At 65.4% G+C, this 24,275-nt stretch carries 26 protein-coding genes; 13 read left to right on the top strand and 13 right to left on the bottom strand.

Annotation, left to right across the window (positions count from 1 at the left end):
* The first annotated feature begins 7 nt into the window (after positions 1–7).
* Positions 8–217 carry a dodecin family protein gene (locus ABQE93_RS07740; RefSeq protein WP_448407114.1) on the top strand — a complete coding sequence of 70 codons (210 nt, stop codon included), beginning with the start codon at positions 8–10 and terminating at the stop codon, positions 215–217.
* Positions 218–235: 18 nt separating this feature from the next.
* Here the strand turns inward: ABQE93_RS07740 and ABQE93_RS07735 are convergent, their stop codons facing one another.
* Both ABQE93_RS07735 and ABQE93_RS07730 read right to left on the bottom strand, forming a co-directional pair.
* The gene (locus ABQE93_RS07735; RefSeq protein ID WP_448407115.1) at positions 236–1,051 is read right to left on the bottom strand and encodes an IclR family transcriptional regulator; all 816 of its coding nucleotides are present in this window, start codon (positions 1,049–1,051) and stop codon (positions 236–238) included.
* Between the two features lie 102 nt (positions 1,052–1,153).
* Positions 1,154–1,978, bottom strand: a complete 825-nt coding sequence (locus ABQE93_RS07730) for an IclR family transcriptional regulator (protein WP_448412346.1) — start codon at positions 1,976–1,978, stop codon at positions 1,154–1,156.
* A 359-nt stretch (positions 1,979–2,337) separates the two neighbouring features.
* Here ABQE93_RS07730 and ABQE93_RS07725 point away from each other — a divergent pair, with 359 nt between their 5' ends.
* Positions 2,338–2,607, top strand: a complete 270-nt coding sequence (locus ABQE93_RS07725; protein WP_448407119.1) for a hypothetical protein — start codon at positions 2,338–2,340, stop codon at positions 2,605–2,607.
* A gap of 96 nt (positions 2,608–2,703) precedes the next feature.
* Here the strand turns inward: ABQE93_RS07725 and ABQE93_RS07720 are convergent, their stop codons facing one another.
* Positions 2,704–3,006, bottom strand: a complete 303-nt coding sequence (locus tag ABQE93_RS07720; protein WP_448407120.1) for a hypothetical protein — start codon at positions 3,004–3,006, stop codon at positions 2,704–2,706.
* Positions 3,007–3,227: 221 nt separating this feature from the next.
* Here ABQE93_RS07720 and ABQE93_RS07715 point away from each other — a divergent pair, with 221 nt between their 5' ends.
* Positions 3,228–4,070, top strand: a complete 843-nt coding sequence (locus ABQE93_RS07715) for an IclR family transcriptional regulator (RefSeq protein ID WP_448407121.1) — start codon at positions 3,228–3,230, stop codon at positions 4,068–4,070.
* Between the two features lie 162 nt (positions 4,071–4,232).
* Here the strand turns inward: ABQE93_RS07715 and ABQE93_RS07710 are convergent, their stop codons facing one another.
* Positions 4,233–4,619, bottom strand: a complete 387-nt coding sequence (locus tag ABQE93_RS07710) for a hypothetical protein (protein WP_448407122.1) — start codon at positions 4,617–4,619, stop codon at positions 4,233–4,235.
* A 250-nt stretch (positions 4,620–4,869) separates the two neighbouring features.
* Here ABQE93_RS07710 and ABQE93_RS07705 point away from each other — a divergent pair, with 250 nt between their 5' ends.
* Genes ABQE93_RS07705 through ABQE93_RS07675 form a run of 7 tightly spaced genes read left to right on the top strand, consistent with a single transcriptional unit; the run spans position 4,870 to position 11,930 of the window.
* The gene (locus ABQE93_RS07705) at positions 4,870–5,355 is read left to right on the top strand and encodes a MaoC family dehydratase (protein WP_448407123.1); all 486 of its coding nucleotides are present in this window, start codon (positions 4,870–4,872) and stop codon (positions 5,353–5,355) included.
* 57 nt (positions 5,356–5,412) lie between these two features.
* Positions 5,413–6,243: an alpha/beta fold hydrolase gene (locus ABQE93_RS07700; protein WP_448407124.1), complete on the top strand. Its 831-nt coding sequence runs from the start codon at positions 5,413–5,415 to the stop codon at positions 6,241–6,243.
* A gap of 14 nt (positions 6,244–6,257) precedes the next feature.
* A complete protein-coding gene (locus ABQE93_RS07695; RefSeq protein WP_448407125.1) occupies positions 6,258–7,268 on the top strand; it encodes a thiamine pyrophosphate-dependent dehydrogenase E1 component subunit alpha in 1,011 nt (336 codons plus the stop codon).
* Positions 7,258–8,250, top strand: a complete 993-nt coding sequence (locus ABQE93_RS07690) for an alpha-ketoacid dehydrogenase subunit beta (RefSeq protein ID WP_448407126.1) — start codon at positions 7,258–7,260, stop codon at positions 8,248–8,250. The genes ABQE93_RS07695 and ABQE93_RS07690 overlap by 11 nt, the downstream gene beginning before the upstream one ends.
* Positions 8,247–9,650: a dihydrolipoyl dehydrogenase gene (gene lpdA, locus ABQE93_RS07685; RefSeq protein ID WP_448407127.1), complete on the top strand. Its 1,404-nt coding sequence runs from the start codon at positions 8,247–8,249 to the stop codon at positions 9,648–9,650. The genes ABQE93_RS07690 and lpdA overlap by 4 nt, the downstream gene beginning before the upstream one ends.
* A gap of 42 nt (positions 9,651–9,692) precedes the next feature.
* Positions 9,693–11,345, top strand: a complete 1,653-nt coding sequence (locus tag ABQE93_RS07680) for a 2-oxo acid dehydrogenase subunit E2 (protein ID WP_448412344.1) — start codon at positions 9,693–9,695, stop codon at positions 11,343–11,345.
* Between the two features lie 3 nt (positions 11,346–11,348).
* A complete protein-coding gene (locus tag ABQE93_RS07675) occupies positions 11,349–11,930 on the top strand; it encodes an antibiotic biosynthesis monooxygenase (protein ID WP_448407130.1) in 582 nt (193 codons plus the stop codon).
* Between the two features lie 28 nt (positions 11,931–11,958).
* Here the strand turns inward: ABQE93_RS07675 and ABQE93_RS07670 are convergent, their stop codons facing one another.
* The 5 genes from ABQE93_RS07670 to ABQE93_RS07650 form a co-directional block, all read right to left on the bottom strand.
* Positions 11,959–12,810 carry an alpha/beta fold hydrolase gene (locus ABQE93_RS07670; RefSeq protein ID WP_448407132.1) on the bottom strand — a complete coding sequence of 284 codons (852 nt, stop codon included), beginning with the start codon at positions 12,808–12,810 and terminating at the stop codon, positions 11,959–11,961.
* 4 nt (positions 12,811–12,814) lie between these two features.
* Positions 12,815–13,219: a helix-turn-helix domain-containing protein gene (locus ABQE93_RS07665; RefSeq protein ID WP_448407133.1), complete on the bottom strand. Its 405-nt coding sequence runs from the start codon at positions 13,217–13,219 to the stop codon at positions 12,815–12,817.
* Between the two features lie 79 nt (positions 13,220–13,298).
* Positions 13,299–14,153: a 3-hydroxybutyryl-CoA dehydrogenase gene (locus ABQE93_RS07660; RefSeq protein ID WP_448407135.1), complete on the bottom strand. Its 855-nt coding sequence runs from the start codon at positions 14,151–14,153 to the stop codon at positions 13,299–13,301.
* Positions 14,154–14,303: 150 nt separating this feature from the next.
* Complete coding sequence (locus tag ABQE93_RS07655; protein WP_448407136.1) at positions 14,304–15,020, bottom strand: maleylpyruvate isomerase family mycothiol-dependent enzyme; 717 nt, start codon at positions 15,018–15,020, stop codon at positions 14,304–14,306.
* Between the two features lie 111 nt (positions 15,021–15,131).
* Entirely contained in the window at positions 15,132–15,971 is an 840-nt protein-coding gene (locus tag ABQE93_RS07650; RefSeq protein WP_448407137.1) for an alpha/beta fold hydrolase, read from the bottom strand.
* A 148-nt stretch (positions 15,972–16,119) separates the two neighbouring features.
* On the opposite strand from ABQE93_RS07650, the gene ABQE93_RS07645 reads away from it, so the two are divergent.
* Positions 16,120–17,328, top strand: a complete 1,209-nt coding sequence (locus ABQE93_RS07645) for a globin domain-containing protein (RefSeq protein WP_448407139.1) — start codon at positions 16,120–16,122, stop codon at positions 17,326–17,328.
* 13 nt (positions 17,329–17,341) lie between these two features.
* Here ABQE93_RS07645 and ABQE93_RS07640 read toward each other — a convergent pair whose 3' ends face one another.
* Genes ABQE93_RS07640 through ABQE93_RS07625 form a run of 4 tightly spaced genes read right to left on the bottom strand, consistent with a single transcriptional unit; the run spans position 17,342 to position 22,657 of the window.
* The gene (locus ABQE93_RS07640) at positions 17,342–18,031 is read right to left on the bottom strand and encodes an alternative oxidase (protein WP_448407140.1); all 690 of its coding nucleotides are present in this window, start codon (positions 18,029–18,031) and stop codon (positions 17,342–17,344) included.
* 38 nt (positions 18,032–18,069) lie between these two features.
* Entirely contained in the window at positions 18,070–20,751 is a 2,682-nt protein-coding gene (gene benC, locus ABQE93_RS07635; protein ID WP_448407142.1) for a benzoate 1,2-dioxygenase electron transfer component BenC, read from the bottom strand.
* Between the two features lie 21 nt (positions 20,752–20,772).
* Positions 20,773–21,291, bottom strand: a complete 519-nt coding sequence (gene benB / locus ABQE93_RS07630; protein WP_448407144.1) for a benzoate 1,2-dioxygenase small subunit — start codon at positions 21,289–21,291, stop codon at positions 20,773–20,775.
* Between the two features lie 10 nt (positions 21,292–21,301).
* Positions 21,302–22,657 carry a Rieske 2Fe-2S domain-containing protein gene (locus tag ABQE93_RS07625; RefSeq protein WP_448407146.1) on the bottom strand — a complete coding sequence of 452 codons (1,356 nt, stop codon included), beginning with the start codon at positions 22,655–22,657 and terminating at the stop codon, positions 21,302–21,304.
* Between the two features lie 248 nt (positions 22,658–22,905).
* Between ABQE93_RS07625 and ABQE93_RS07620 the strand changes: the two genes are divergently transcribed.
* Together ABQE93_RS07620 and ABQE93_RS07615 are read left to right on the top strand one after the other, a co-directional pair.
* Positions 22,906–23,925, top strand: coding sequence for an MBL fold metallo-hydrolase (locus ABQE93_RS07620; RefSeq protein WP_448407147.1), 1,020 nt, complete (start codon positions 22,906–22,908; stop codon positions 23,923–23,925).
* Between the two features lie 28 nt (positions 23,926–23,953).
* On the top strand, positions 23,954–24,256 hold the full coding sequence (locus ABQE93_RS07615) for a GYD domain-containing protein (protein WP_448407148.1): 303 nt from the start codon (positions 23,954–23,956) through the stop codon (positions 24,254–24,256).
* Positions 24,257–24,275 lie beyond the last annotated feature (19 nt).

The raw sequence follows: 24,275 nt of genomic DNA, 5'->3' as shown, positions 1-24,275 counted from the left end.
AGGCGATATGGCGGTGCAGAAAGCGCTCGATCTCATCGGCGAAGGACCGACCGTGCAGGATGCGGTGAGCGAGGCACTGGACCGCGCCCAACTGACGCTGGAGGGCATCACGTCATTTCGCGTGCAGGATGTGAGCGGCCTGATCGGCGATGGGCAGCCGACCTACCGTGTCGAGGTGCGCGTGTGGTTCACGCTGATGGAGAAGATCCACGGGTGAGCCCGTAGCCGACCGTGCTCATTCCGAGCGGGTGGACCGGCCCGCACCGGCGTCGAAGCCGCGGTGACCCGGGCACTCGGTGGCGAGTTGCCGGGATAGGCTCCGGCATGCCACGGCCAGCGCACCCGTGACGGCCTTGAGGTCCGAAGTGGCTTCTCGCACCGTCAATTCCACTGCTGCGGCGACTTTGCCCCCGGCGCCGAACACCGGCATGGCAACCCCCACCTTTTCGGGGTCGTACTCGTCGCGCACGGTGGCGATCCGGGTGAGGCGGGTGACCGACAACGATTGACGCAACGCCTCCGGTGAGACGACCTTCGTCACGGTGTGCACCCCGCTGGAGATGGCTCGATCGACCGCGCCGGTCGGCGAGAAGGCCAGCAGAGCCCTGCCCATGGCCGAGGCGACCGCCGGGATCTTCGGTGCGATGGCGTCGGTGTCGGCGTCGGAGGTTCGGCTGCTCTGCCCGAGCAGCACGACATGGTGGCCGTTGAGCACGCCGAGTTTCGCGTCCGCGCGCACCGTCCTTGCCAACTCGACGAGCACGGGCCTGGCCCGCACGGAAAGGATCACCCGTTGGACCGCGTCGACGTCGGTGGCGTCTTTACCGATGATCCGCAGCGGTAACCCGACGCGGTAACCACCGTCCTCGGTGCGCTCCAGCAGCCGCCATGCCAGCAATTCGGATGCCAACCGGTGCGCGGTCGACGTCGGCAACCGCGCGATGTTGGCGATTTCGGTCAGCGTGAGTTCGGGGCCACCGGAAAACGCCATGAGAATTGCGGTGACCTTGCTGGTGACCGATCGACCTGGATCGGTTGAGTTTCCGGCCATGTTTCGCTCCCGTTATTTACCAATGTAACGAGAGTCTCAGTTGATCACCGCACAACCTACGAATCACTCTCGTCAGACGGGAGTGTCCAGCGCAAGGCGGTCTTAAACGGCTACCTCGCGGGAGCGTCGGCTTCCGTTCGTCCCGCCGATCGGCGGGCCGACCTGCAGGCCCTGCTGCTGAAATATCCGGGACAGCGAGTTGGCGGTCGTCCGCACCGCGGGTGCGAGCCGCTGGACATCCTTGCGGCTCGAGCGGACGACGACGGCCAGTGCCGCGACCGCGGTGTCCGGACTCGACAAGATCGGGGCGGCGACCGAGACGGAGCCCAGCGACATTTCCTCGAAGGCAAACGCGACCCCGGTCCGCCGCACCTCGGTGAGTTTGCGCCGCAGCAACGCAGGCGCGACCACGGTGCGCGGTGTATAGCGCTTCAACTCACCGGAAAAAATTTCCGCGACAAGGTCTTCGGGCGCATAGGCCAGCAGGGCTTTGCCGACGCCGGTCGCGTGCAGCGGAAGCCTGCCGCCGCGACGGGTCACCACCCGCGCCGCGCGCCGGCCGCTGATCTTCTCGATATAGAGCGCCTCGCGGCCGTCCAGCACCGCGAGATGTACGTTCTCGTGGGTAGCGTCGTAAAGGTCCTGCATGAACGGCAGCGCTACGTCGCGCAACTGTTCACCGCGGCGGGCCAGCTCACCGATCTCCCAGAGTCGCATGCCGATCTGGTATCCGCCCGAACCGCGTTCGAGCCCACCCCACTCCACGAGTTCAGACGCGAGCCGGTAGGTCGTCGACTGTGGCAACCCGGTGCGCTCGGCGAGCCCCTGTAGCGACAGCCTTGGGGTGTCGGCGGAAAACGCATCGAGGATTGCGACGACCTTACTGGTCACCGAGCGACCGCCCTGTCGTTCTTCGACGCTAGCCATCCTCACTCCCATCGCACCGGTGGTGATCGTACTGCCGGAGCGTCCGCAGTGTGTTACCCGAATCTGACCGGCGCGTCCGGCGCGCCGCCGGGGGAGTGGTATCGAACGGCGTCGACAGGATGTGGCACTTCACCGTCTGCCCGTTGGTGATCGATGCGCCATCCGGTTCCTCCGGTCCATCTGGTTGCTCTAGATAGTGACTGCCTGCGGTCGAACGGGCTAGGGCTTCTTGCTGGATGGAACTTGCCCGACGAGGACTGGGTCGGGACGAGCATGCGTGCCAGACTCCACGGTGTAGGCCTCGGCTACTACCGAGTGGCCGTCGAGGGACCGCACGGCGTGTGCAAAAGGAGAGACAGATGACGGAAACCACCGCGAGCCCCGACATCGAGGCAGTCGCGCAGCGCGTCAAGCAAACCAGCGACCGGGTGCTTGAACTCAGCAAGCAGAACGGTATGGCCTGGCTGGAAGCCTACGAAAAGATGCTCAATGGTGTGCTGAAACTCGAAGAGGAAACCGCGAAAGATCTTGGCCAGGACTGGATCAGCACGCTGGTGTCAGCGCAGACCGAGGTCGTGCGAGAAATGTCGGAAGCATTTCTCGGGGCGGTAAAGGACCGACTCAAGTAAGCAAAACCCCTGGGCCGCAGGTGGTCCCAGGAAGCGAAGAACGGGCGGCGCGCCGGTAGGCGCGCCGCCCGTTTACTCATCGGAAGGGCCGAAGGTTTACTTGGCGGCCTTCCTGGTCGCCTCGACGATCCGGTGGGCGAACTCGCGCTGGCTGGTGAGAACCTGCTGCGCGAAATCGAAGTTGGAATCGATGATTTCGCCGACACTGGGCAGCTGCTTGGTCACTTCGTTCATCCCGGGGATCTCATAGCCCTTGGCGAAGTCGGCCAGCTGCGGGGTGACCTTGGTTGCGGTCTCGGTCCACGCGGTGACCGCGTCGACAGTGGCGTCCTGCGTCTTGCGAACGGCTTCCATGGTCTGCTCCTGGACCTTCTGGTTGATCTCTTGCACGGTGTTCATATCTCCTCCTGAGGGGACGTGTTATCGGTTCGGTGGTAACTATACTTAACGCTCAGATGAAAAGTCAAGCGGTCGGCAGGAGTGAGGATCAGCCCAAGCTCACATCCATTGGGTGGGAGTGATTCGGAGGTATCCGGTGACGCGGACGTCTACTATTCAGTGGTATGCGGGTCGCGTGAAAGGACCCACTCCGGCGCGACTTTTCACAGCCAGGAGGCGTAATGGCGGGTAATTCCACTGAACCTGGGCAGTCGGTCACGAGCAGGGTCGCCGCGGTTCTGCTGACGTTCACCGACGGCAACGTGTACTCGTTGACCGAGATCGCGCGGCTCACCGGTTTGCCAGTTTCGACCGCGCACCGGTTGGCCGTCGAGTTGGCCGCGACCGACCTGCTCGAGCGCGACGCATCGGGTCGGTACCGGGTCGCGCGATCTCTTAGCCGACTCGGCACCTCCGACTGGCGAGAGCCGACCTTGGCCGAACGTGGCGCGTGCGTGTTGGAGGACCTCTCCGAAGTGACGCAGCGCGTGGCGCGACTCGGCGTGCTCGCCGGAACCACGGTGAGATACATCGAAAAACGGCCGCACCGCCCGGTGACCGATTTCGACGCCGGCGCCAGGTTGCCGGCTCATGCCACGGCCGTCGGCAAGGCACTGCTGGCCTTCTCGCCGACCCGGATCACCGACGGGTTGATCGCCAAAGGCCTGACCCGATTCACCAAGAACACCATCACCTCGCCCGATCTGTTCCGGCACAACCTGACCTCGGTTCGTCGGATCGGAATGGCCTTCTCGATGGCGGAACTGCAGAACGGAAACGGCGCCGTGGCGATGCCGGTGTTCAGTGGCAACAAAGCGATTGCCGCCCTTGAACTACAGGTGGATGATTTGCGAACCGAGCCTGGGACGCTCACCGCAGCCCTCGCGATGGCGTGCGGAAGCCTCGCGCGCGAACTCAAAGCGGCGCTGCCGCCAGAGGTGTTGGTCGGCCGGCTCATGAAATCGACACCACCCGCGGCCGTGTCGACGGTGAACGTCGAGGCCAAGAAGGTGGGCGCAGCCTGAAATCCGTTCCGTAGGAACGGGATCAAGATCAACTGCTGGGACGGGTAGCGGTGCGTGTATTGACGCCTACGCCGCCCGTGCTCGTTCTCCCACGCGAGACCCCGGCGGCCGCGACCGTATCGGTCGCTGGATCCCGCCGGGGTGAGCGTGAACGTCTGCCAACTACTTGGCGGTTACCTTGCGGGCCGGGCGCTTCTTCGGTTTGGCCGCGGACGGCTTCGCCGCGACAGCCTTCGGCGCACTGGCCGGTTTCGGCGCGGCAGCCTTTCGGGTGGCCTTCGGCCGTTGTTCAGCCTCGCTCGTGGCGAGGGCGGCCATCCGGTTTGCGAATTCGCGCTGGCTGTCGAGGATCTGCTGGGCGAAGTCGAACCCCGAATCGATGACCTCGATCGGAGTCGGCCACTGCTCGGTCAGTTTGGCGAATCCGGGGATGTTGCTTGTGGTTTCGCTCCACGTGGTGACGACCTTGACGGCGGCGTCCTGTGCCCTGCGGACCGCATCCAACGTCTGGGTCCGCACCATCTCGTCGATTTGCTCAATCTTGCTCATGTTTCCTCATTTCAGTCGAGTCCGACAATGCGTTAACTATACTTAACGCACGCATTGAATGTCAACCGGCGCGCATACGGCTGCCGGTCTCGGCCGCTCGCGGACCGGCCGCCCGTCGACGTCCGTGTCACTCTCGCTGGACGGAAAAGCGGCCAACGCGCTGGCCTGCGCCGCGCGGCAGGTGTTTCACTCGCAGCAGGCGGTCGGCCGGGCCCGGCGGTCGTTCGAAATGTGAGGAGGGACTTGCGCAATGAGTGTTGGTGCCGCACCGGGCGATACCCGAAAGCCGATCGTGATGGAAGGGCTGGCCGGACTTCAGGAACGGGCAGGAACGGAACTGGGTGTCAGTGACTGGGTTGAGGTCGTGCAGGAAGACATCAACACCTTCGCGAAGCTGACTGGCGACGAGCAGTACATCCACGTCGATCCAGAGCGTGCCGCGCAAGGCCCGTTCGGAACGACCGTTCAGCACGGGTTCCTCACGCTGGGCATGTCCACCGGCCTGCTCTGGTCGGTCTGCACGGTCGAGGGATTCGACGTGATCCTCAACTACGGCCTGAACAAAGTGCGCTTCCCAGCCCCGCTGAAGCTGGGCTCACGGTTCCGCATGCGCGTCGAGTTGGCCGAGGTCAAGGAACTGAAAGACGGAGCCGAAGTGGTCTACCGGCTGACCTACGACGTGGAGAACGAGTCCAAACCGTGCTGTGTGGCCGACCTGGTCTTCCGCTACTACTGAACCCCACAGAATCCACGAAAACATTTGTCCCTAACAAATTCAGATACGGAGCCTGAGATGACGACTACTTCGAAGCCGGAGATCGGCGCCACCGCTGTGGCCAACGGAATCCAGACGAACTACCTCGAGGGCGGATCCGGCAACCAGACCGTCATGCTCATTCACGGGTCCGGACCCGGTGTTACCTCCTATGCCAACTGGCGTCTCGTCATCCCCGCTCTTGCCGAGCATTTCCGGGTCATTGCGCCGGACATGGTCGGGTTCGGGTTCTCCGAGCGGCCCGAGGGCATCGATTACAACCTGCAAACTTGGGCCGATCAGGTTGTCGGCCTTATGGATACGCTCGATATCGAGAAGGCCAGCCTGGTTGGAAACAGCTTCGGCGGCTCGATCGCACTGCGCATCGCCACCCAACATCCCGACCGGGTCGACAAGATGGTGCTGATGGGCAGCATGGGCGTGACGTTCCCGATCACCGAGGGTCTCGACGCCGTGTGGGGATACGAGCCGTCGTTCGAGAACATGCGCAAGGTGCTCGACTACTTCGCGTATTCGCGCGAACTGGTCAACGACGAGCTGGCGAAGGTGCGCTACGAGGGAAGTATCCAGCCGGGCTTCCAGGAGGCGTTCTCGGCGATGTTCCCCGCGCCGCGGCAGCGGTGGGTCGAGGCGATGTGCACGCCCGAGGAGGACCTGAAGAAGTTGCCGCATCGCGCGCTGATCGTGCACGGCCGCGAGGACCAAGTCATCCCCGTTTCCACTTCGCTGCGGCTGATGGAGCTGCTCGACAACGGCGATCTTTCGGTGTACTCGCATTGCGGGCACTGGTCGATGATCGAGCGCACCGAGGACTTCAACCGTGCCCTCATCGACTTCTTCTCCAGCTAGGCAGCGGAACCGATATGGCGACTGCGACCAAGGCCAAGGCCAAGTCAGCGAAAACGTCGCTGGCAGAACGTGATTCGGACTTACTCAAGCGTATCTACGAGAAGATGGTGCAGACGCGGGCCGTCGAGGATCGTATGGTCGCGATGTACAAATCCGGTGACTTGCTGGGATCGCTGTACACCGGGCATTGGCACGAGGCGATCTCGGTCGGGGCGGCCGCGACCCTGCGGTCCGACGACTACATGGCGCCGATCCACCGTGATCTCGGGGCGCACCTGTGGCGCGGTATGGAGGCGTGGCAGGTGATGGCGAGCTTCATGGGTAAAGCCACCTCGCCGACCGGCGGTCGGGACGGGACACTCCATTACGGGCGGTTGGATCTCGGCATCTACAACCTGCCCAGCCACATCCCGGCGAACTTCCCGGTCGCCACCGGCATGGCGTTTGCCGCGCAGTACCGCGGCGAGGACAAGGTGTGCCTGGCCTTCTGCGGTGACGGTTCGACGTCTCGGGCCGACTTCCACGAGTCGCTCAACATCGCCGGCGTGCTGAAGTTGCCGGCGGTCTTCGTCGTCGAGAACAACCAGTGGGCCTATTCCACGCCCCTGAGTCTGCAGACCGCTTCGGAGGACTTCGCTTGCAAGGCGGTGGCGTACGGCTTTCCCGGGGTGAAGGTCGACGGCACCGACGCGCTCGAGGTGTACGACGCGGTGGCCGAGGCCGTCGCCCGCGCCCGCAGCGGTGAGGGGCCCACGCTCATCGAGGCGGTGACGATGCGGATGCACGGTCACGCCGAGCACGACCCGGCCGACTACGTGCCGAAGGAGATGTTCGACGAGTGGCGCAAGAAGGATCCCGTCGAGCTGTTCGAGAACGTTCTGATCGAGGGCGGCGTGATCGACGAGGAGTACGCCAAAGACATTCGGGAACAGGCCCGCCAGTACGCCATCGCCGCCAGGCGTAAAGCGTTGGCGGACCCGATGCCTGACGCCAGCACGGTCGAGGACGGTGTCTATGCGGACTGAAACCCCCAACGGGTCGGTGACCTACCTGGAGGCCATCGGTCAAGCGATGATGGCCGAGATGGAGGCCGACCCGAACGTCTTTCTGATCGGCGAGGACGTCGGGCAGTTCGGCGGCGCGTTCAAGGTGACGAAAGGCTTCCTCGAGAAGTTCGGCGAGCGGCGGGTGGTCGACACACCGATCGCCGAAACGGGTTTCACCGGGCTGGCCGCGGGCGCCGCGCTGGTCGGGTTACGTCCGGTCGTCGAGTTTCAGTTCGCCGACTTCATCTCGTGCGCTTTCGATCCGATCATCAACGTGATGGCGCGCCATCACTACCGCACCGGTGACCCGATTCCGGTGACGATGCGGGCCCCGTTCGGTGCCCGGCTGCGCGCCGGCCCGACACACTCACAAAGCGTGGAGTCGTATTTCGCGCACGTGCCGGGGTTGAAGATCGTGATGCCCGGCACCGTGCAGGACGCGGCCGGCCTGCTGATCAGTTCGATCCGGGACAACAACCCGGTGCTGTACCTGGAGAACAAGTACCTGTACCGCCGGCTGCGCAGCGACGGCCCGGTGAGCCTCGACCCCGTCCCGCTCGGGCAGGCCAATGTGGTGCGCGAAGGCCGCGACGTCACGCTGATTACGTACTCGGCGGGGGTATCGCAGGGCCTCGAGGTCGCTGATGAGTTGGAAAAGGACGGCGTATCAGTCGAAGTCGTCGATATCCGCACCTTGGTGCCGCTCGACATCGACACCATCGTCACCTCGGTGCAGAAGACGTCGCGCGCGGTCGTGCTGCATGAGGCCGCCCGCCGGCTGGGCTACGGCGCCGAGATCGCCGCCGAGGTCCAGGAGCGTTGCTTCTGGCACCTGGACCATCCGGTGGTGCGAATCGCCGCCAAGAACACCCCCACCCCGACGAGCCCGCCGCTCGAAGACGCCACGATTCCGCAGCCGGCCGAGATCGCCGAAACCCTGCAGAAGGTGGCGCGAGCATGAGCGACTACGACGTCATCGTCGTCGGTGGCGGCCCCGGCGGTTACGCGGCCGCGCTCTACGCGGCGTCGGCCGGGCAGAAGGTGGCCCTGGTCGAGAAACGCAAGGGCGGCGTCGGCGGAACGTGTCTGCACCGCGGCTGTATCCCGGCCAAGGCGCTACTGCACACCGCTGAGGTGTTCCGCACGGTCGGTGATGCCGCCGACCACGGCGTCAGCTTAGGCGGTGCGCAACCGGCTGCGGACTGGCCCGCGGTCAACAAGCGCAAGGCCGGCATCGTCTCCACGCTGCACAAGGGGCTGTCGGGTCTGCTCAAGCGCCGCAAGGTCACCGTGATCGACGGGTTGGGCAGCCTGACCTCGTCCGGTGCGGTCTCGGTCGACGGGCAGACCCTCACCGGCAAGGGCGTGATCATCTGCTCGGGTTCGGAGCCCCGCTCGCTGCCCGGTCTGGATATCGACGGGGAGCGCATCGTCACCTCCGATCATGCGACCAACAGCGAAGCCGCGGCGCTGCCGGAGCGGGTGGCGGTCATCGGCGGCGGGGTGATCGGATCCGAATTCGCGTCCGTCTACACCGATTTCGGTGTGCGCACCACGTTGTTAGAGGCCCTGCCGCACGGTGTCCTGCCGGTCGGCCCGGACCGGGACACCGCGAACATACTGGCCAAGTCTCTGGCCAAACGCGGCACCGACATCCACGCCGAGGCCCGCGTCGGCACGGTCGAAACCACCAGCAACGGGATACTCGTTCCGTTCGAAACCCCCAAGGGTGCGGAGAAGATCGAAGTCGACCAGGTTCTCGTGGCGATCGGGCGCAGGCCTGTCAGCGAAGACATGGGGTTGGCCGAGGCCGGGGTCAACGTCTCCGACCGCGGCTTCATCGAAGTCGACACCGCGACCATGGCGACGTCGCGCCCCGGCGTGTACGCGATAGGTGACTGTGTGGCCACGCCCGGGCTCGCCCACGTCGCCTACGCAGAGGCGGTGGTGGCGGTGCAGGCGATTCTCGGGGAGAACCCCGCACCGGTCGATTACGGCAAGGTGCCGTGGGTGGTCTATACCCATCCCGAGGTGGCCTGGGCCGGCATGACCGAGGACGAGGCGCGCAACGCCGGCCACGACATCGAGGTGCACAAGCACTCGTTCGCCGGAAACGGCCGGGCGATGATCCTGGGCGAGACCGAGGGGTTGGTGAAGGTGGTCGCGGCACGTGGGGGACCGATACTCGGTGTCCACCTGGTCGGGGCGTGGGCCAGCGAGCTGATCCACGAGGGGTATCTCGCGGTGAACTGGGAGGCGTTGCCCTCCGAGGTGGGGGCACTGATTCACGCGCACCCGAGCCTGTCCGAAGCAATCGGCGAAACCATGATCCCGTTTACCGGCCGGTCGTTGCACGGCTGAAACCGCCAGGAGGCACGCGAAATGTCCGACGAGAGTTGGGTCGTGGCACTACCCAAACTGGGTGAATCGGTCACCGACGGGGTGATCGGCGCCATCTTCAAACAGGTCGGCGATGAGGTCGAGTTCGACGATCCGCTGTTCGAGGTGTCGACCGACAAGGTGGATTCGGAGATTCCCAGCCCCTACGACGGGGTGGTGCTGGAAGTACTTGCCCAGCCCGGTGAAACGGTTCCCGTCGGCGCCCCGGTCCTGCGCATCGGCGGTAAGGGAGCCCAGGTGGAGAACCGGCTGCCGTCGGCCGCGCACGCCGTCGCCGCCGCGGGTGGCCGATCCATCAGCGAACCGTCGGCGCCTTCGATGGGTGGTTCGGAGGGCCCCGCGATCGAAGCAGCCAACGTCGCGACCCCGGGAGACGGCGCGGTCTATGAGGTCACCATGCCCAAGCTCGGTGAGTCGGTGACCGAGGGCACCGTCGGCAGTTGGCTCAAGCAGGTCGGCGATGAAGTCGAGTTCGACGATCCGCTGTTCGAGGTGTCCACCGACAAGGTGGACTCGGAAATCCCCAGCCCCTACGACGGCACGATCCTGGAAATCCTTGTGCCAGACGGGGAGACGGTGGCCGTGGGCACCGTGCTTGCCCGCATCGGCGACAAGAACGCGGCCCCGAGCGCAGGCACAGCACCGACGGCCCCGGCCCAGGCGGCTGCCCCCGCGGCCGCACCCGCCGCCCCGGCCCAAGCCGCGGGAAACGGGGAAGGCAGGCTGCTGTCTCCGCTGGTGCGCAGGCTCGTCGCCGAACACAACCTCGACGTGTCGGCGATCACGGGCACCGGCGTCGGCGGGCGCATCCGACGCGAGGACGTCGAACAGGCGATCGCCAACCAAACCGCGCGTCCTGCGGCTCCGGCCGCCGGGGCGGCCCCCGCACCCGCCGCACAGGCAGCTCAGGCCGCGTCGGCCGCGCGGGCGCCCAAGGCGCCGACCGACGAACGCGACGAGGTCGTCCCGCTGAGCCGGATGCGGCTGATTCTGGCCGACACCCTCAAGGCGTCGCAGACCATGGCGGCTTCGGTGTGGACGTCGGTCGAGGTGGACTTCGACAACGTGGAACGCGCTCGCGCGCAATACAAGACACAGTTCAAGAAGGAGACCGGCGCTTCGTTGAGCTACCTGCCCTTCATCTCGCGCGCGACGTGTGACGCCCTGCGGGCGTTCCCGACGGTCAACTCGTCGATCGATCTGGAAGCCAAGACGATGACGCTGCACCCCTACGTCAACCTCGGCGTAGCGGTCGATCTCGACGAGCAGGGGCTGGTGGTGCCGGTCGTCAAGGGTGCGGACTCGCTGAACATCCGGGGGATCGCCAGCGAGATCGCGACCAAGGCCGCCGCGGCGCGCGCCAAGGAGCTACCGAACAAGGAGATGTCGGGGTCCACGTTCACGATCACCAACCCGGGACCGTTCGCCAGCTACGCCTCCGCGCCGATCATCAACCAGCCCAACGTCGCGATCCTGTGCACGGACGGGGTGAAGCGCCGGCCCGTCGCCGTCGGCGACGCGATCGCCATCCACGCCGTCGGCATCATCGGGCTGGTCTATGACCACCGCGCGTTCGACGGATCGACGGCATCGAAGTTCCTGCTGCACATCCGCGATTCCCTCGAACAGCGGGACTGGGCCGCAGAACTCGCTTGAGCGATGAGCGAAGCGGCCGACAGCGTCGCCACGAGCGGACCTGTCACGGTGATGGTCGCCCGGAGCGTCCACCCGGGCAAGGAGATCGAGTTCGAGGACTGGGCCGAAGAGCTGACCAGAGCGGCATCGGAGTTCCCCGGGTTCCTCGGCGCCGGGCTGCTTCGTCCCGGTCATGTCGGTGAGGACTGGCATGTGGTCTACCGCTTCAATTCACCGACGGCCCTTCATAATTGGGAGCATTCGCCGGCCAGGTCCGACCTGCTCGCCAAAGGCGAGCAGGTGATGTCCACGGGCAACGTTCACCGGGTCAGCGGGCTGGAGACATGGTTCGAGTTGCCCGGCCGCACCGCGCCGGCCCCGCCGCGATGGAAGATGTTCGTTGTCTCCGCCGCAGTGATCTTCGTGCTGCAGCTGTGTTTGAGCGTGGTGCTACCGCCCGCGACGGAGGGGGTGTGGCTGGTGCCGCGGATCGCGGTGATCGTGATCGGCACGACCGCGATGATGACGTGGTTGGTGCAACCGCGCATCGCGCGCCTGCTCGAGGGCTGGCTGTACGGCCCGCGCCGCAGCGCATCCAACCACTGAAACCGCCTGAGCCGCTCGACCGTTCAGGTCAGGCCGATGACCTCTTCGAATCGTTGCGGCAGGCCTCGAGCAGTTTGGCGTTGAACCGGTCCGGATCGCTGATGCATACCGTGTGGTCGCCGTCGACCATGACCAACCGGGCGTGGGGAATGGCCTCGGCCAGCCTGCGCTGTCGCGCCGGCGGTACCACCGTGTCGCGCAACGTCACCAGCACGGTCACCGGGATGTCGATCTGCCCGATCCATTCGTGGGAGGTGAATTTGGACACCTGCACCAGCGCATCGGTCACGGTGGTCATGCTGGTGCGGTTCATCTCGGTCAGCGCGAACTGGCGCTGTTCGGCATCGAGGTCGTTGACCAGACCGGGGTTCAGAGCGGCCGCACCGAGCCCGCTCAGCAGCGGGTTCAGCCGGACCGCGGCCGTGACCACCGGCGCGAACATCGACGCGATCCGCTCCGCCGGGGTGCCGAGAAAGTTACGCGAGCTCGCGCACAGCACCAGCCGGGTGGCGCGCCCGGGGTGCCTGCGCCACACCAACTGCGCCACCAGGCCGCCCATCGAATATCCGATGACGATGAACCGTCGGACGCCCAGCGCATCGGCAAGCGCCACCACATCGTCGGCGCAGTCCTCCAGCGCAAACGACGGTGATTCAGAGACGCTTCGGCCATGGCCCTGCAGGTCCGGTGCGATCACCCGGAACTGTCGGCGCAGCGCGGCGTACGACCCGCCCCAGTTGAGGTCCGCGGTCATCCCGATGCCGTGCAGCAGCAGAATTGCCTCGGCGCCGGCCGGCCCGGCGAAGTCGCGGTAGGCCACCGACCTGCCGTTGGGCAGCCGCAGCGTCTTGGGCCTCGCGATCGGCGCGTCGTATCTCACGATGTCAGTTCTCCGCAAGGAAGCTGCGATATACCCCGAGGAGCGCTTCCCGTTGCGCCAAGGTGAGCCGGGGGTCGGTCCTGATCGCCCGCTCGGTGTCGACGTGCCCGGCATCATCCCCGCCGTCTGCGGCGGAGTCCGCCTCCTCCGAGGCGACGCCGGCCTGGCGCAGCAGGTCCGCCGCGGGTATTCCCAGCGCCTTGGCGATCGACTGCATCACCTTCAGCGACGGTTGATGCAAGCCGCGCTCGATCTGGCTGAGGTAGGCGTTTGAGACCTCGGTCATCGCGGCCATCTCGCGCAGCGACATCTGGGCCAACTGCCGCTGCATCCGAATGAAGCTGCCGAGTGTGTCGCGCTGCTGTTGCCAGGGGTCGTTCTGGCTCGCCGCCGGTCCACTTTCGGCCATGACCACCATGGTGCCAGGTCGGAACGCATTTTTGCGCAGGGGGTGGCGCTGTGTCGCTATCGGCGGGCCGGTAGGGCCGCTACCTGGAGTAGGTGAAGAACCCGCGTCCGCTCTTACGCCCCAGTTCGCCGGCCTCGACTTTGCGCAGCAGCAGTGCCGGCGGGGCATACAACTGCTCCTTGGTCTCGGCGTACATCGACTCCGCGACCGCCATCGTGGTGTCCAGCCCGATCAGATCGGTCAGCGCGAGCGGGCCCATCGGATGGTTACAACCAGCGACCATCCCGGTGTCGATGTCCTCTGGGCTGGCCAGACCGGCATCAGCCATCCGGATCGCGGACAGCAGGTAGGGGATCAGCAACGCGTTGACGACGAAACCGGCACGGTCCTTGGCGGTGATGGTGGTCTTGCCCAGTTGGTCGGAGGCGAACTCGTTCGCGCGGCTCACGGTTTCTTCGGAGGTGAGCTCGCACGGGATGATCTCCACCAGCGGCATCACCGGCGCCGGGTTGAAGAAGTGCAAGCCGACGACGCGTTCGGGCCGCTCGGTGGCGGCCGCCAACTGCATGATCGGGATCGACGACGTGTTGCTGGACAGCAGCGTGTCGGGCCGAACGACCCTGCTCAGGAGTTCGAAGATCTCGATCTTGACCGGCAGGTCCTCGATCACCGCTTCTACGACGAGATCGCGGTCGGCAAGCTCGACGATTCGGTGGGTGAAGCGCACCCGGCCCCGGATCTCGTCGCGTTCGGCCTGGGTGAGCTTGGCCTTGCTCACCGCCCGGTCCAGCGAGCCCTCGAGTTTGCGCTTGGCGGCTTCGACGAGTTCCTCGTTAACATCACGCAGCACCACATCGCATCCGCTGCGCGCCGCAACCTCCGCGATACCGCAGCCCATGATGCCGCCGCCGACGATTCCTACGGCTTTCTCCACGTTCGCTCCCTTCGCAGAGCCATTGGTCCGGCAGCTGTGCCGGTGCCCCGATCGATCGTCATCGTAACCGCGCCCATTGGGCAGTCCATTTCCACTGGATGGGGTGTGAACCCGGTCACGAAAGGCTCTGAGCAGGTGTTATGCGCGTTTTCAGCACAGCGGGCGGGGCGGTAACTCGGGCAGCTCGCCCTCGTTGCGCAGCCCGTCGGTCATTCCGCTGGCCAACCAGCCGATGATCGCATCGCGGCCGCCTTCCACCTTGGTGGCGCCGTCGCCGATCACATAGCTGTCGCGCTCGTCGGTCTCGATCGTCAGGCCGGGAAACTCCGGCATCGTCGACGCCCGTTCCACGACGATCTCCAGCGTGTCCTCCAGCGCGTCGATGTCGGCTTCTTCGAGTCCCCACACGGTGTCGAGGTCGTCGTGGTGGACGATGACCTCCGCGATGCGCCAGGCCGGCAATGCGTACGGCGTGATCGCGGTGCCGTCACTTGTGGTGACGGTCTGGACCTCGAGATCGTCGTTCAGGGCCGCGCATCGCTGGGCGAAATTCGTTGCGGCGGTGTGCAGTGCGGCCTTGAGTTCGGCGGGTGGTTTCTCGGCCAGGTCCGCGATGCCGGCGTCGCGTTCCTCGCGCGAGGCATACGCCGGCGTCTCGACTCCCGTTGTGCTCCAAGCGATCAGGTTGCCCATGGCGTCGGCGCCTGCGGCCAGGTGCGCGACGACGTGGGCGCGGGTCCAGCCGTCGCGTTTGGACTGCACGGCGAACTCCTCGTCGCCGAAACTGTCGACCGTGGCCAACAACATGTCGGTTTCGCGGCTGAGGCGGTTCAGGTCGCCGGGCAGATGAGCTGCGGTCTTGAACATGGCCGGTCCTCCTCGTTGCGTCCGTGTCCGTAGCGTCCCTCGCCGCAGGCCCGATCGGCTGCGATTTGGGCCGGGCTTCCGTCCAGCGGCAGACGCGATTTGTCGCCCGGGTCAGGGGCCGAGGAATCGACTCACGGCGTTGATCGCGGGAGCGCTCGTCAAGATGGAGTAGTGGTCGGCCTCGATTTCGGCGACCGTGGCGTTGCGGGCCTCGGCGACGAATCGATCGGCATCGGCTTGGGTGACCACCACACCACCGGCCGGCGCCATCGGCTGCATCGCCCGGAGCAGCAGCACCGGGCAATGCAGTTGCGCCCACAGCTCGGATGCGTCGTGCGTCGACGCGTATGCGCTGTCCTCGGCAACCGCAACGGGATCCGTGCGGATCCGGACGGTGTCATCGTCGAGCGGTTCCAACTCCCAGGCGAAGTACCTGTCCCAGAACTCATCCCAGGATGGAATGCTGCCGGCAGCGCGCATATAGGACAGCGCCGCATTCGCAGACGGGTACGTCTGGCCCAACCTACTCACGGATTTCGTGATGGAAAGCAGCGCTTGAGGCTCGGGTGCGCCGACACCGTCGATCAGGACGAGCCGGCGACATCGCCGCGGATGGGCGGCGGCCAAAGACATCCCGATGAATGCGCCCATCGAGTGCCCGGCGACGTCGAAGGCGTCCGCCCCATAGTGATCGGCGATTTCCAGAAGGTCGCGCACGTGGCTGTCCCAACCGTAGGTGCCAGCAGGGGTGACGTCGCTGCGGCCCCGCCCCCGCAAATCCATGGTTATGACGTGGCGGCCCCCTTTGGCTAGCACCGGGGCGAGGCGGTCGAACGACCGGCAATTCGCCGACAGGCCATGGACGCAGAGCACGGGTCGACCGCTCGGATCGCCACTTGTTTCCACATGCACGACGCCCGACTTGAGCTGGATTCGGTTGGTATAAGCCATCACTGGTCAGGCTACTCGTCAGCCGGCCCGGCCCTATTCCGGCAGGTGGAAAGGGCTACCGTATCGGCTCCCGGGGGTCGAGACTGGTTGCACACCGCCAAAATCCAGCTGCATTGGACGCGCTGGCTCCGTCACGAGGAACGTGAAAATGCTCTCCACACAGTCCCGCCCCGTCATCGAAGCCACTCTTCCCGTAGTCGGCGAGAACATCCAGAAGATCGCATCGCGCTTCTACGAGCGGTTGTTCACCGCTCACCCGGAACTGCTCAACGGGACCTTCAACCGCGGCAACCAGCACGACGGCTCCCAACAGCAGGCGCTGGCCGGGTCGGTGGCAGCTTTCGCCACCGGTCTGCTGGCCACGGGCACGGCACCGGAGAAGCTGATGTCGCGGATCGCGCACAAACACGCGTCGCTTGGCATCAGCCCCGAGCAGTACCAGGTCGTGCACGACGAGTTGTTCGGTGCGATCGTCGACATTCTCGGTGAGGCCATCACCCCGGAGGTCGCCGCCGCCTGGGACGAGGTGTATTGGCTGATGGCCAATGCACTGATCAACCAGGAACGCGGTCTCTACAGCGCGCGGGGCGTGAAACCGAAGACCATATGGCGGGACTGGGAGGTGGAGAAGAAGATCCAGGAGTCACCCGATGTGGTGACGTTGGTGTTCAGGCGGATCGACGACCGCCTGGTGAAAACCTCGCTGCCCGGCCAGTTCGTCACCGTGCAGATCCCGATGCCCGACGGGGTGCGCCAACCGCGCCAGTACAGCCTCACCCGCGCCGACGACGGAATGCACCGCCAGATCTCGGTCAAGCGGGTGCGTGGCGGCAACGGCAGCCCCGACGGTGAAGTGTCCACGATGATGTGTGACACGCTGCAGGTCGGTGACGTGGTCACCATGTCGCTGCCGTACGGCGATGTGGTACTTGATGATTCCGGTCGGCCTGTGGTGTTCGCCAGCGCCGGGGTCGGCATCACCCCGATGGCCGGCATGCTGTCGCATCTGGCCGCCGCCAACTCTGGTCTGCAGATCACGGTGTTGCACGCCGACGACCACGAAGGCACCGTCGCGCTGCGCAGACAGGTGATCAGCGACGTCCTGTCGCTGCCGCGGGCGTCGATGCACGTCTGGTACGCCGACGGCAGCGGCAGCCACGAACCGGTCGACGGGGTGCACGCCGGGTTCATGAACCTCGACGACGTCACCCTTCCGGACAACGCCTGGTACTACCTGTGCGGGCCGATTTCGTTCATGCAGGCCGTGCGCGGAAGATTGCTCGAACGGGGTGTGCCCGCATCCGACATCCAGTACGAGGTGTTCGGGCCAGACCTCTGGCAAGCCGACCTGGACTGAACGTCCAAGCCGCTCAGCGGAACCGGGCTTCCCCGATGCGGTCGAGTGAATCGTTCTTGTGCACGCGTTCGTCGTGGCCGATCTGGCGGAAGACGTCGGCCAGCGATTCGTAGGCGCCGTACCCCGCGGTGAGCTCGGAGTGATACGGCGTGGTTTCCCATTCCGGGTGTTCGGCCACGAACTGCATGTACTCGTGTTCGGCGTGGTCCTCGAAGTCGGCGTTGAGGCGGTATGACGCACTGGGTTTCACGACGAACAGCAGCCAGCTGACCTGGTAGTAGACAAGCGCGATGGCCTGCGGGATCCAGAAGTAGAGGATCCGGTTCTCCCGCTTGCCGCTGCGGGAGATGAGGTCTTCGAGGATCAACAGATGCCAGTGCTCGTTGTCCTGGGCCTCGCGCGACTCCTGAACCCGGTCGGCGATCCGATGGGCCAGTTCGATGCGCTTGTGCACATGGGAGACCGCGATGTAGGCGACTTGCTCCCACGACTGGTAGGGCACCCTGGCGACCAGTTCGAGGACCTTGAACTTGGAGAAGTTGCGCTCTTTGCCGTACAGCAGATCGAAGGTGGTGAACAGGATTCGGGCCATCAGGCCGTAGCGACGGCGCGGTGTCGCCAGCGTCTGCTGCTGCGCGAGCGCCAACTGAGCGTGGTTGAGCTTCGGTGGCCCTCCGGCAGCGGTATCGGGTACTGCAGCCACGGGTCGGTCCTTCTCCTGTCGAACCTGGTTGGAACGGTCTACCCCTGGTCACCGCCCGCCACGGGTAGCACTGTCCCGGTGATGTAGGACGCTTCGTCGGAGGCCAGGAAACAGATCGCGGCCGCCTGCTCGTCCAGCGTCCCGTACCGCTTCATCAGCGACGAGTCGACCGTCTGGTCGATGTGGCCCTGGAACCATTCCTCTTCGGTGGCGGTTCGGCTTTCGGGTGTGCCGCGCGAGATCCGCCGCGGTGGCGCCTCGGTGCCTCCCGGTGCGGTGCCGACCACCCGGATACCGGCGTCGGCGTACTCCATCGCCAGCGATGCGGTCAGCGCGTTGATACCGCCCTTGGCCGCCGAGTACGGGATGCGGTGGATGCCGCGCGTCGCCGCGGACGAGACGTTGACGATCACGCCGTGGCCCTGCTCGACCATCGCCGGCAGCGCGGCGCGGCAGGCGTACAGGGTGGTCAGTAGGGAGCGGGTGATCTCGGCGCGGATCTCGGCGTCGGTGAACTCGGTGAACGGTTTGAAGTTGATCGCACCGCCAACGTTGTTGACCAGCACATCGATTCGGCCCAGTTCCTTGACCGCCTGCTCGACGGCCGTTGCGGCGCCGTCGTAGAGCTCAAGGTCCGCGGTGATGCCGACGGCATGGCATCCCGCCGCCGAAAGCGCATCGGCTTCCTGGTGCACCAGGTCTGAGCGGTCGACGAGCGCGACCTCGCCGCCCTCGGCGGCGATGCGCCGGACCACCGCCTGCCCGATGCCCTGCGCGGATCCGGTGACGAGGACGTTCTTCCCTTCGAACCGCCCGGGGCTGAACAGGGCGGGCAATACGCGTGCGCGGCTCTCCTCCAGCGCCCGGCGCATCGTCTGCTTCGACCGGTCTGCGTGCGCAATGATCAGGGCTCGTGCCGCGTCGCGGTCGCCGGCTTCGAAGGCCGCGACGATGTCGAGGTGGTCCTGCGCGCAGAGCGGATGGGCCCATTTGGCGTGCCGCAGCACCTCGTGCATCTTGCCCTTCACGCCGAGGTTGTTGTAAGCCTGCAACAGGTGTTCGTTGCCTGTCATCTCGAACAGGTAGTCGTGGAACACCGCGTTGGTCTCGGTGTAGGCCGCGGCGTCGGTGAAGTGCTCACCCTTCACGTACGGCATGGTCGCCTCGGCCACCAGGCGGTAGCCGGTCAACTGCTGTGAGGTCAGCCTGCCGATGGTGAGTTCGAGCGCGCCCAACTCGAGCGCCTCGCGAGCGTCGAAGATCGCATCGGACGTCAGCACCGACGGATGCTCCTCGCCGATCACGTATTGCGGCTCCACCAACGGTTCGATGTCGGCTCTGGCCAGAACCTGTTGGCCGATGACCGATCTCGCGTCATTGGACTCGATGAGCCGGCCACCGACATCCAGTTCATCCACTGGAGCGTCGCTGCCCGCCTGCGCGATCGGCTGGCCGATGATCGCGCGCGCCATCGCCGCCTCGTCGGCGGCGGAGGCCGGGGTGGCCGAACGACCTAGCGGCACAAGATCCCTTGTGGGCCAGATTGTCTGACCGATGACCGCGCGACCCTCTGGGCCGGCGAGGACTGCCGCGACCTCCACAGGCGGCGCCGGACGTTCGGGGGGTCGCGATTCTGCTGCGGGCGCCGTCGTCACGGCCTCCGCGATCACCTCGACCTCGGGGCGTGGCGCCTCGGTCCGCGCACCCGCGCCGGTACCCGACAGCGCGAACCGCTCGTAGTAGAAGCCGACCGGTTGGACGCCGCCGGCGTCGACGTGATTGCGCACCGCATCGACCATCGGTGGCGGGCCGCACAGGTAGATCGAGGCCTTGCCCTCGTGGAGGTGCTCCGGTGTCATCAGGGCGGTGACATAGCCCTTGTGTTGTGCCGTGCTGTTCTTGTCGGCGACGCAGTAATCCCAGGTGAAGTTGCCCAGTTCCCCTGCGAGGCTGTTGAGGGTGTCCAGCTCCACCGCGTCTTCGTCGGTGTTGACGCCGTAGATGAGGTGCAGTTGGCGGTCGCTGCTTGAGCGCAACCTGCGCAATATCGACAGGATCGGCGCCAGGCCGGTGCCACCGGCGAGCAGCAGTGCCGGTCCGTCACCCTCGCGCAGGAAGAAGCTTCCGTTGGGCCCCGTGAACGTCAGCTGGTCGCCGACCTGGGCACGCTCGTCGAGGTAGGTCGACATCACCCCGCCCGGCGTCAGCTTTACCAGGAAGCTCAACTCCTTGTCATCCGGGGCGCTGCTGAACGAATACGACCGCGTCTCGTCGGTACCGGGAACGGCGATGTTGACGTATTGCCCTGGGAGAAAGACCAGTTCGTCTCGGTTGGGGATCTCGACGCTGAACGAGACGGTGGTCGGTGAGAGCCGGGTGAGTTCGGTGATCTCACCGACGTACGTCGCGGCCTGGGTCTTGGCCACCTCCGACGTGCTCGCGATCTGCAGCACCAGATCCGACTTCGGTTTCATCACACAGGGCAGTACATAGCCCTGTGCGAACTCGTCTTCGGTGAGCGCGTCTTCGATGTAGATCCCGGGGTCGAATTCGCCTGACTCGCAGAACGCCTTACAGGTCCCACACGCCCCGTCGCGACAGTCCAGCGGGATGTTGATCCGTGCCCGGTACGACGCGTCGGCAACCGTCTGGTCGTCTTTGCAGGTGATGAACCGGGTGACGCCGTCTTCGAAACCGAGCGCCACTTGATGCTGCGTCATGCGGCTTCCTTGCTGTGCTTTTTAGATGTGGTAGATGTCGACCACGTGGTGGATGTAGTCGTTCTTCAAGACCACGGTCTTGCGCCGGATCAGTGGTGACTCGCCGGAGAAGTCGATGGTGTAGAACGACGTGCCGTAATAGGGATCGACGGTGTTGTAGCGGAAATACATTGTGTGCCAGTTGAACCGGACATCAACCAGATCCCCGCGGCGCTCGATGACCTCCACGTTCGTGATGTTGTGGCTGGTGCGAGCCTCAGGTAGCGACGTGGCGCTGGAGCGTTCGGTTCGAATCCGGAACACCCGGTCGGTGAGCCCGCCCTTGTTCGGGTAGTACATCAGCGAGACTTGGGTGTTGGGGTCGTCCGAGAGCTTTTCGTCGTCGCGCCACGACGGCATCCAGAACTCGACGTCGTCGGCGTAGCACTCCAGCCACTTCTCGAACTCGCGGTCGTCGAGATAGCGGGCTTCGCGGTACAGGAACTGTTCGATGGCTTGCTGCGTGATGGTCGTGCTGGTCGTGGGTAGCGTTGCGGTCATCGAATCCTCCTCAGACAGACTGGGTGTCGGCTGCCAAACCGGCGCGCATGGTCTCGAGCCAGTACCCGTGTTGCACCGGGAACAGGCCCTCATCCTCGTTCTTGACCCCGGACGAGATCACGCCGTTCATACCGAGTTCCTTGGCGAGGTCGTTCGGTCCGTCCATCCAGTGCTTGGCGCCGCGACTCATGTCGTTCCACGGGGCCTTGGTCGCCCGGAACGTCAGCTGGGTGGAGCGGAACTCCTCGAGGTCGTCGGGGGTGGCCATCCCGGAGGCGTTGAAGAAGTCCTCGTACTGACGGATGCGGTTGGCCCGCGCCTCGGGGCTCTCGCCCTTGGGAGCGATGCAGTAGATGGTGACCTCGGTCTTGTCCGGCGCGATCGGGCGGAAATGCCGGATCTGCGTCGAGAACTGGTCCATCAGATACACGTTCGGGTACAGGCACAGGTTGCGTGAGCCCGTCACCATGAAGTCGCCCTTGGCCTCACCGAACATGGCCTTGAGTTCGTCGCGGCGGTCCCACAGCGGGCGGTCCTGCGGGTTGGCGGCATAGGTCCACAGGCACAGGTGCCCGTTGGGGAAGGACCAGTAGCCGCCGCCGGATTTGCCCCAGCTGCCGGCGTCGAGCGTCTTGGTCACGTTCGCCGACTCGCCGGTGCCGCGTCGCGACGTGGTGGCGGCGTAGTTCCAGTGCACCGCGGACACGTGGTAGCCGTCGGCGCCGTTCTCCGCCTGGACTTTCCAGTTCGCGTCGTAGGTGTAGGTCGACGCCCCCGGCACGACCTCGACACCGTCGGGTGACTGATCGACCAGCAAGTCGATCACCTTGGTGGCGTCGCCCAGGTGCTCTTCGATGGGCGCCACGTCGTCGTTGATGCTGCCGAACAGGAAGCCGCGGTAGCTCTCCATGCGCACCCGCACGAGATCATGGGAGCCGTCGGTGTCGAAGGAGTCGGGATAGCCGGCGCCGTCGGGATCCTTGACCTTGAGCAGGCGACCGTCGTTGCGGAACGTCCAGCCGTGGAACGGACAGGTCAGCGTCGGGCGGTTGTCGGTCTTGCGGCGGCACAACATCGCGCCGCGGTGCGAGCAGGCGTTGATCAGACAGTGCAACTCGCCTTTGCGGTCGCGGGTGATCACCACCGGCTGGCGGCCGATGTAGGTGGTGAAGTAGTCGCCCGGGTTCGGGATCTGCGTCTCGTGGGCCATGTACACCCAGTTGTTCTCGAAGATGTGCTTCATCTCGAGCTCGAAGATCTCTTCGTCGGTGAAGATGCGCCGGTTGGCTCGATAGATGCCCGCGGCGGGATCTTCGACGACGGCATCGGCAAGGATGGACGCTGCGTGGTCCAGGGTTTCGGTCATAGGTGTTCTCCGCTCACTGCTGTGGTCGCCAAAACAAACACTGGCAGAGGGTGTCTGCCCTCACAACGCGCAGCGGGGTAGTTTCCGCTGGATAAGAGCCAGGCCCCCGTCGGGGCCGGATTTGTGGTCGGCGGCGTCTTCCGACCAGCGGGAAGACGCCGCATGCTTCGCGGCGCCACGACACCATGGAGGCAGCGGGCCCACGGGTCCGCCAACGACGGTGCGGTCTTGAAGGGGGTTGGTCGGTGGTGACCGCCACGCAGGAACTCCATGGCCACGTGCAGGCCGACGGCATCGGTGTGGCGGCAATGCCCATCGGCGTCAACCACATCGAGAGCGTCAACGTCTACATCATCGAAGACGGCGACTCGGTGACGCTGGTGGACTGCGGCGTGTGGCGTCCGGGCGAACCCGACGACGGGTTGACCGTGCTGCGGGATGCGCTGAACCTGCGCGGCTATGTGCTCGAAGACATTTCACGGATCATTGTCACCCACGCCCATATCGACCACTACGGGATGGCCGGGCGCCTGATGGAACTCACCGGTGCCGAACTGTTCATGCACGCCATGACCGACCTGGACTGCGAGAAGTACCGACATCCCGACACCGCTCAGGCGCGCAAGCGCGACACCTACCGCGACCACGGGGTGTCGGACGCCGAAATCGCGTCGTTCGCCGACACGCTCGTCGAGTGGCTGCCGTACCTGCATTCGGTCGTGGAGGCCTCCACTCGCTTGCACGGGGGTGAGGTGCTCGACATCGGCACCCGGCAGTGGCACGTTCTGCACACTCCCGGTCACTCGCTCGGCCACGTCTGCCTGTGGTCGCCGACCGACAAGTTGTTGTTCTCCGGCGATCATCTGCTGCCCGCCGTCACGCCGCCGGTCACCTTCGAGCGTGGCTTCGACCAGGATCCGCTCCGTAGCTACCTGGATTCACTCAAGCTGGTCGCGGGCCACGATCCGGCGTTGGTGATGCCCGGCCACGGGCGGGCGTTCGCCGACGGAAGGCGGCGCGTCGACGCGATCCTGCGCAACAAACAGCGCCGCCTCGACGCCATCCACGCGATGATCCGCGACCACCCGTGCACCGTCCGCGAAATCGCCGAAAGGCATGTGGCCAAGACGTTGTTGAAGTTCCAGCGCAACCTTGCGATGGCCGAGACCCTCGCCCATCTCGCCTATCTGCGCTGGCAGGGACTCATCGAACGGCGAACCCGCGAAGACGGTGTCTACGAATGGTATTCGACTGACGAAGCCATGTGATGGCTGCACCCGATGAGAGGAGTTCGCAATGGCAACGTTTGCGATGCTGACCAAGCTGACCAAAGAGGGTTACGAGACGATGCATCACAACCCCGACCGCCTCGACGCGGTCGCCGGTGAGATCGAACAACTGGGCTGCAAAGTCGTTGTCCAATATGCGCTTCTCGGTGAATGGGATGTACTGTCGATCATCGAGGCACCCGATGCGGGCACGGTGCTGCACATGCACATCGACCTCAGCGCGCGGGGCACCTCGACACGGTTGGTGATGGCAGCGCTGACGTCGGAGGAGTTCAAGGAGCATCTGCGGGGCGACGTGCACCTGGCGTGATCCATTGCGCCGCAAGAAT

It is taken from the genome of Mycolicibacterium sp. XJ662 (assembly GCF_053484035.1).
The sequence above is the reverse complement of the archived record's forward strand: the minus strand, read 5'-3'. Positions and strand labels throughout refer to the sequence as shown.

Excerpts from the sequence above, each read along its gene's own strand:
- ABQE93_RS07740 (WP_448407114.1), top strand. The coding sequence starts at position 8 with ATGGCGGTGCAGAAAGCGCTCGATCTCATCGGCGAAGGACCGACCGTG.
- ABQE93_RS07735 (WP_448407115.1), bottom strand. The coding sequence starts at position 1,051 with ATGGCCGGAAACTCAACCGATCCAGGTCGATCGGTCACCAGCAAGGTC.
- ABQE93_RS07730 (WP_448412346.1), bottom strand. The coding sequence starts at position 1,978 with ATGGCTAGCGTCGAAGAACGACAGGGCGGTCGCTCGGTGACCAGTAAG.
- ABQE93_RS07725 (WP_448407119.1), top strand. The coding sequence starts at position 2,338 with ATGACGGAAACCACCGCGAGCCCCGACATCGAGGCAGTCGCGCAGCGC.
- ABQE93_RS07720 (WP_448407120.1), bottom strand. The coding sequence starts at position 3,006 with ATGAACACCGTGCAAGAGATCAACCAGAAGGTCCAGGAGCAGACCATG.
- ABQE93_RS07715 (WP_448407121.1), top strand. The coding sequence starts at position 3,228 with ATGGCGGGTAATTCCACTGAACCTGGGCAGTCGGTCACGAGCAGGGTC.
- ABQE93_RS07710 (WP_448407122.1), bottom strand. The coding sequence starts at position 4,619 with ATGAGCAAGATTGAGCAAATCGACGAGATGGTGCGGACCCAGACGTTG.
- ABQE93_RS07705 (WP_448407123.1), top strand. The coding sequence starts at position 4,870 with ATGAGTGTTGGTGCCGCACCGGGCGATACCCGAAAGCCGATCGTGATG.
- ABQE93_RS07700 (WP_448407124.1), top strand. The coding sequence starts at position 5,413 with ATGACGACTACTTCGAAGCCGGAGATCGGCGCCACCGCTGTGGCCAAC.
- ABQE93_RS07695 (WP_448407125.1), top strand. The coding sequence starts at position 6,258 with ATGGCGACTGCGACCAAGGCCAAGGCCAAGTCAGCGAAAACGTCGCTG.
- ABQE93_RS07690 (WP_448407126.1), top strand. The coding sequence starts at position 7,258 with ATGCGGACTGAAACCCCCAACGGGTCGGTGACCTACCTGGAGGCCATC.
- lpdA (WP_448407127.1), top strand. The coding sequence starts at position 8,247 with ATGAGCGACTACGACGTCATCGTCGTCGGTGGCGGCCCCGGCGGTTAC.
- ABQE93_RS07675 (WP_448407130.1), top strand. The coding sequence starts at position 11,349 with ATGAGCGAAGCGGCCGACAGCGTCGCCACGAGCGGACCTGTCACGGTG.
- ABQE93_RS07665 (WP_448407133.1), bottom strand. The coding sequence starts at position 13,219 with ATGGCCGAAAGTGGACCGGCGGCGAGCCAGAACGACCCCTGGCAACAG.
- ABQE93_RS07655 (WP_448407136.1), bottom strand. The coding sequence starts at position 15,020 with ATGTTCAAGACCGCAGCTCATCTGCCCGGCGACCTGAACCGCCTCAGC.
- ABQE93_RS07650 (WP_448407137.1), bottom strand. The coding sequence starts at position 15,971 with ATGGCTTATACCAACCGAATCCAGCTCAAGTCGGGCGTCGTGCATGTG.
- ABQE93_RS07645 (WP_448407139.1), top strand. The coding sequence starts at position 16,120 with ATGCTCTCCACACAGTCCCGCCCCGTCATCGAAGCCACTCTTCCCGTA.
- benC (WP_448407142.1), bottom strand. The coding sequence starts at position 20,751 with ATGACGCAGCATCAAGTGGCGCTCGGTTTCGAAGACGGCGTCACCCGG.
- benB (WP_448407144.1), bottom strand. The coding sequence starts at position 21,291 with ATGACCGCAACGCTACCCACGACCAGCACGACCATCACGCAGCAAGCC.
- ABQE93_RS07625 (WP_448407146.1), bottom strand. The coding sequence starts at position 22,657 with ATGACCGAAACCCTGGACCACGCAGCGTCCATCCTTGCCGATGCCGTC.
- ABQE93_RS07615 (WP_448407148.1), top strand. The coding sequence starts at position 23,954 with ATGGCAACGTTTGCGATGCTGACCAAGCTGACCAAAGAGGGTTACGAG.